The following is a 6,130-nucleotide window of genomic DNA, read 5'->3' as shown; positions in this document are numbered from 1 at the left end:
GATGAATTGATGGCGACGTAACTTCTTACGTAATTTAGGGGAATATTCAATGAACCAACGATAAATGGTCGAACGATTCACCGAAATCCCTCGCTCTGCCAGCATGTCGCTGAGGTTCGCGTAGCTCATTGGAGTCGAACCATACCAACGAAGGCTCCAAAGGATGATCTCAGGGGCAAAGTGTTTCCATTTAAATTCGTGGTTGGTCATTGAGTCGCTAGATTAGATGGGAAAGACGGAATTCTGAGCCTTGGCTGAATTTTTTGCAACAGACCCCTCGTGAGAATGTCCACCGCTATTCTCTGTTTAATGAAGCTACCGGTGCTCTGCTCGACATTAAAGCAGGTTTTAACATCGAATATATTTCATCGCTTAGCGGCCAGCCTCAGCACGGATTTATCGGTGAGTGGGGCCTGTGGACCGAAGAACAGCAACAGCCAGGATATGTATCACCAACGACGATTACCGATGAGGATGGTGTGAGCTACACTGTCGTGACTGCGCCAGGTAAGCTGGTACGTCAGACAAAAGGACAACGTTCTTTGCAAGATGGCGAAGCTTTCGAATATTGGAACGGCAGCGATTCAACGACGGTTTACTGGGTTGAAGGTGCTGGCCAGTTCCAGGGTGATAACGGCTCAGGTATCCCTGATGGTGTCGATGCGGGAATAACTCAAAATACTTACTTCTGGTCACCTTTGCTGCGCCAGAATGTCAATTACCTGGGTAATGATGGTGGGGTGCATAAGGTGGCTTACACTACCAGCGAAAGCGTCCGTGCCAATGATGCCATTTTCAATAGTGGAGCGATCGGCCTGACCTGTTACGGCGACTGCCCGCAAAGCAATATCAGTCTTAACGATGCGGTTAACTGGACCTTCACTCAGCCTTACGAAGATCCGTCAGCAACGGGTATCGCCTATACCCTTGATCCGGCAGATATGACCCTGAAACTGTCTGGTCAGCCGGTTACACTTAACTTTACTTGTGATGATTTAAGCAATGATCAGGAGTTCTGGGGGGCATCGAGCGGTGAATTCGTTCTGAGTTCAGATGCAGGCTCTGTTACGAGCTGGGATGATCTTAACGGTCAGAGCCTGATCACTTACCGATGGGAAATGGGGGTCGATTCCTGGAGCCAGCTGACTATGCTGAAAAACCAGACAGATCAGAGCTTCTATGAGTTCGATAAACCCGTCAACTTCATTTACAGCCACCAGACAGCAAATGATAGAAACGGTGAATCCAATAACGATGGTACTCAGGTTATGCTGGAATACCACGGTCCAGGCAACCTGCATGGTATTCCGTGGGAGCAGGCCGACGGTCAGTGGAATGCACAGTTCAGCATTGCAGACGGTACTGAAGTTTATAATGACACTAACGGCAACCGCTATGTCCTGAAAGCTACTGGAATTGATAAACGCTTTATGCCTGCGGCAGGCGGTGCTAGTGATTGTACTAACGCTGGCCTGAATTTGAACAGCGCGGCTCTGCTAACATTACCAACGGCAACAAATATTCCTGCCATCAGTACAACCTGGCAGGACAAAGAAAGCTTAACTGTTGCTGATGAGCCTTGGGTTGTTCATGGTGAAGTACAACCTGCAGCCAACGAATAATTACGGTTTACCCTTAATTTTTACGCCATAATTATTGGCCAATATTCGTGATGGCAATCGAAATGGAAAGACATAGTGGGTCTATGTTCAAGCCATTTAAGTTGCAAGCACGGATTTTGGCCATCCTTCAGCCCCTCAAGCTATTTTCTACGTCTCATTCCCTGCTCACATAACAAAATAATCTAGCTGATTTTTCTGACGCTGAGCTAACTCAGCCAGCTGCTTACTGCCATCACCGCTTTCCATGATGACAGCAGTATTCTGACTGACCAAATCATTGAGCTGATCCAGGCGCTGGTGAATTGACCTCGATACCTGTGACTGCTCTTCGGCGGCAGTGGCAACCAAGGCATTAACCTGAGCAATTTCAGCTATTGAATCAGCAATCTCCTGTTGGGCCCGATCTGTTTCGCTACGCAGTTGTTGGCTTTCATCCAGCATTGACAACGTTTGCTGCATATTGGTGTTAGCACTGAGTGACTGTTCCTGAAGCTGCACGATAATATTCTGAATTTCTTCGGTTGACTGCCGGGTACGTCCCGCCAGTAACCGAACCTCATCGGCGACCACGGCAAAGCCTCGCCCGCTTTCTCCTGCACGGGCCGCTTCAATAGCCGCATTTAACGCCAGCAAGTTGGTCTGCTCGGAAATCCCCTGGATAACTTCGATCACTTTAACAATTCCCTGCGACTGCTCTTTCACTTGACTGACCGTCATTGCGGCCTGATTCAACTGACTTTCGACTTCAGAAAAGGCTTGCTGATCCTGATCAAACAACCTCTGAGTCTGCCCGGCCAGGCCGGTAATATGCTGCGCGCTGCGATCAGCACTCACTGCATTTTGACTGACTTCTGTCGCCGATGCTGCCATCTGATGTACCGCGGTAACAATATGTTCAATTTCACCCCGCTCCTGATCGGCGTTATCTGTCGCCATCTCCATGGCATGACTCTGCTCGACAGTGGCAGACAGCACATCGGAACCGATGTTTTGCAATCCGCTGACCATCAACCTGAGCTGTTCAACACAGGTATTAAAATCATTGGCCAAGGCACTCATCTCATTTCGACCTGTAACTGGGATATTGAGTGACAGTTGCCCCTGAGCCAACGCAGACATTGCCTGGCGTAAGTCCCGGATCGGACGCACTATCCAAACAGCTATTAGCCATGCCAACAATATTGCCGCTATAAAACTTAGCGGGACTGTGAGAGCTGCATTGCTGATCGTGGTTTGCTGAGACTTGATGCCCTGTGCCAGATTAGCCATTGCCTGTTGGTTCACTGCTGCCGACAATGCAGTTATGGTTTCTCTGATCTCAGCATCAGCCGCCAAGTAAGGTGACCAGTCTGTGGTTCCAATTTCTTGCCTCGTAATACCCACCATATTTTCCATCAGGTCAACATACTGCGAAATCTGCATTGCAAAAGCGTCTCTCTGGCCCGGTTCCAGCCGATTTAGTACCGAGTCGGCTGTAGGCATTATCTGATTGATTAATACCCCGTCAACTTTGCCGCCATGCTCAAGACTGCGGCCCTGCTCCCTCAATTGATTCACTTTACCGACCAAGACTAATACATTGTCCTTAAGCGCAATCACCTGCTCGGTTGTCAGGGTTATATGACGGAGGTTTTCTTCCAGGTGAAGTTTTCCCACCGTCAATGCAGGGAGAAGAAACAGAGATAACAGCAGGCTGGGAACCAGGATCTGATTTCGAACGGATAGACGATAAAACAAGCGCAACATAACAATATATCTCTTGGGTATAAACAGAAAACTGTTACGCAATAATGCCCTGATACGCGTCAAAAACTTCAGGTCCATCTGATTGCGTATTAATAAGCAACAGTATAAATACGATGCAAGATATATGCTTCGTCGAAGTTTGCCCGATTGAAGGGGGGGATTTTGCGGTTTGTAAAAAAATGTGACCCTGATTCGGCATAAAGCACACCCATTTTTTTAACTGTGCTTAATAGTTTACATTTGGTTTCTTATTGCATTACATCGCATTGCGCCGTTGGTTTATGCGGCCACTGTTATCTGAAAAATCAATACAACAGTTAGCCGCATAAACAAGACAAGAGAATACCCCTCTAATCACGCCTTTTCTCGGCCCGGGCAATATGTTGACTCGCCTTGGCGACGGAATCGGGATTCAGAGAAATCGAATCAATGCCGCAGCCGACCAGAAATTCGGCAAATTCCGGATAATCTGACGGAGCCTGACCACAGATCCCCACTTTACAACCATATTGATGTGCCACTTTGATCACCTGGGCAATCATGCTTTTTACTGCGTCATCGCGGGCATCAAACAGGGGCTTTAATTCGGCAGAGTCTCGATCAATACCCAACACCAGTTGAGTGAGATCGTTGCTGCCAATAGAGAAACCATCAAACCGCTTGGCAAACTGATCCGCTAAGATCACATTGGAGGGGATCTCACACATCACGTAAACCTGCAAGCCGTTGACACCACGTTTAAGGCCAGCTTCGGCCATCACATCCAGAACCCGATCAGCTTCACCCGTGGTACGACAAAATGGGATCATCACAATAATATTATCAAACCCCATTTCTTCCCTGGCTTTGACTATCGCCTGACATTCCAGTTTAAAGGCTTCCCGATATAGCGGATGGTAATAACGTGAGGCACCACGCAGACCAAGCATCGGATTTTCTTCATTGATTTCAAAAAACTCACCACCCAGCAAGCCACGATATTCATTCGACTTAAAATCTGACATTCTGACAATAACCGGTTTTGGATATTGCGAAGCGGCAATTTTGCCGACACCTAAGGCCAAATTCTCGACAAAATAATCGGTTTGGTGTTCATAGCCATTAGTCAGCCGGGCAATTTTATCTTTTGTTACAGGATCGGAAATACGTTCAGGATGAACCAATGCCATGGGATGCACACAAATCTGGCTGGAAATAATAAACTCTATCCGCGTTAAACCAATACCCGATACCGGTAATTGCCACCAGCGAAAAATACCGTCAGGCATTGCAGCATTAATCATGATATTTGTCTGAGTGTGCGGGATATCATCGAGATTAACTTGCTCGGTTTCAAATTCAAGTATGCCTTCGTAAACCTTACCAACCGCCCCGCCGGCACAACTGAGCGTTATTTCCTTGCCATTGTCCAACAGTTGCGTAGCATTTTCAGTCCCTACAATCGCCGGCACCTTCAGCTCGCGGCTGACAATCGCAGCATGACTGGTCGGCCCTCCGGTATCGGTAATAATCCCGGAGGCCTTACGCATTAACGGCACCCAGTCAGGATCGGTACGTTCAGTAACCAATATCGCACCGTCAGGGAATTGTTCAATATCATCAGGGCTTAGGATCTTAAATACCGCGCCGGTCGCTATGGCACTGCCGACACTGGCACCTTCTAACAACACCCGGGATTTCCCCTTCAGCTTGTAATTCATTAATACGGCAGTATCTTTGAGGGATTCAACGGTTTCAGGACGCGCCTGCACAATATACAGCTGCTTACTGCGGCGGTCTTTAGCCCATTCCATATCCATAGGGCAACCATAATGCCGTTCTATTTTTACCGCCCAACGCGACAGGCTCAGCACTTCATCATCCGAGAGTACCAGCGATGAACGTTCGGACTCATCTGTTGCCACGATTAAGGTTGGCTCTTGCGCTGATGAGGAATAAATCATTTTTTGTAATTTACTGCCCGCTTGTTTTTCAATCAGTGGGCGAAACTCACGGTGTTCAAGCAGGGGTTTATAAACCATAAACCGATCGGGTGTCACACTGCCTTTAACAATCGTTTCACCCAGCCCCCACGCACCATTAATCATCACCACATCAGGAAAGCCGTTTTCAGTGTCCAGGCTGAACATCACACCCGCAGCTTCTGATTCGATCATTTGCTGTACCCCAACAGAAAGCGCTACCTGTTGATGGGAGAATCCCTGCTCTTGACGGTAGATAATCGCTCTATCGGTATACAATGAGGCAAAACACTGACGACAGGCTTCTAACAAATCATCAATACCCGTTATGTTTAAGTAACTTTCTTGCTGGCCGGCAAAACTGGCTTCAGGCAAATCTTCCGCGGTGGCTGAGCTTCTTACCGCAACACTGACATTTTCACACCCAATACGTGTACACAATTGTTGATACGCTTGCTCGATAGCCTGCTTCTGTATCTCGGTAAATTCACCCTTAGAAATCATTTGTCTGATGGAAAAACCTGTTTGAGCGAGATTTTCGGTCCCGTTCGACAACGCATCCAAATGCGCTGCAATAGGCCCATCAAGATCGTTTTGACTAAGAAATTCACGATACAATTGGGCATTGGTTGCAAAACCAGTAGGGACACGAATACCGTCTTCTGCCATTTTACTTATCATTTCTCCCAAACTGGCATTTTTCCCCCCCACGAGGGCAATATCAGCAATGCCTAGATGCTCATACCAATGGATAACGTTGGTGGGGATGCTTGAGGGGGCTGTTGGGGTTGGTATTTGGGC

At 47.7% G+C, this 6,130-nt stretch carries 3 protein-coding genes and 1 pseudogene; 1 reads left to right on the top strand and 3 read right to left on the bottom strand.

Going from position 1 to position 6,130, the window contains the following annotated elements; all coding sequences use genetic code 11:
* Positions 1 to 210: pseudogene (locus tag L4D76_RS28280) on the bottom strand (IS6 family transposase); the annotation flags it as partial.
* Between the two features lie 53 nt (positions 211 to 263).
* On the opposite strand from L4D76_RS28280, the gene L4D76_RS28275 reads away from it, so the two are divergent.
* A complete protein-coding gene (locus L4D76_RS28275; RefSeq protein WP_428444157.1) occupies positions 264 to 1,622 on the top strand; it encodes a hypothetical protein in 1,359 nt (452 codons plus the stop codon).
* A gap of 165 nt (positions 1,623 to 1,787) precedes the next feature.
* On the opposite strand, the gene L4D76_RS28270 is transcribed toward L4D76_RS28275, so the two are convergent.
* Together L4D76_RS28270 and ppsA are read right to left on the bottom strand one after the other, a co-directional pair.
* Complete coding sequence (locus tag L4D76_RS28270) at positions 1,788 to 3,368, bottom strand: methyl-accepting chemotaxis protein (RefSeq protein ID WP_428444156.1); 1,581 nt, start codon at positions 3,366 to 3,368, stop codon at positions 1,788 to 1,790.
* Between the two features lie 350 nt (positions 3,369 to 3,718).
* A complete protein-coding gene (ppsA, locus tag L4D76_RS28265) occupies positions 3,719 to 6,124 on the bottom strand; it encodes a phosphoenolpyruvate synthase (RefSeq protein ID WP_428444158.1) in 2,406 nt (801 codons plus the stop codon).
* Positions 6,125 to 6,130: the final 6 nt, after the last annotated feature.

The organism is Photobacterium sagamiensis (assembly GCF_050337085.1).
GTDB lineage: Bacteria > Pseudomonadota > Gammaproteobacteria > Enterobacterales > Vibrionaceae > Photobacterium > Photobacterium sagamiensis.
Note: the sequence above shows the minus strand (reverse complement) of the source record. Positions and strands in the feature narration are given on the sequence as shown.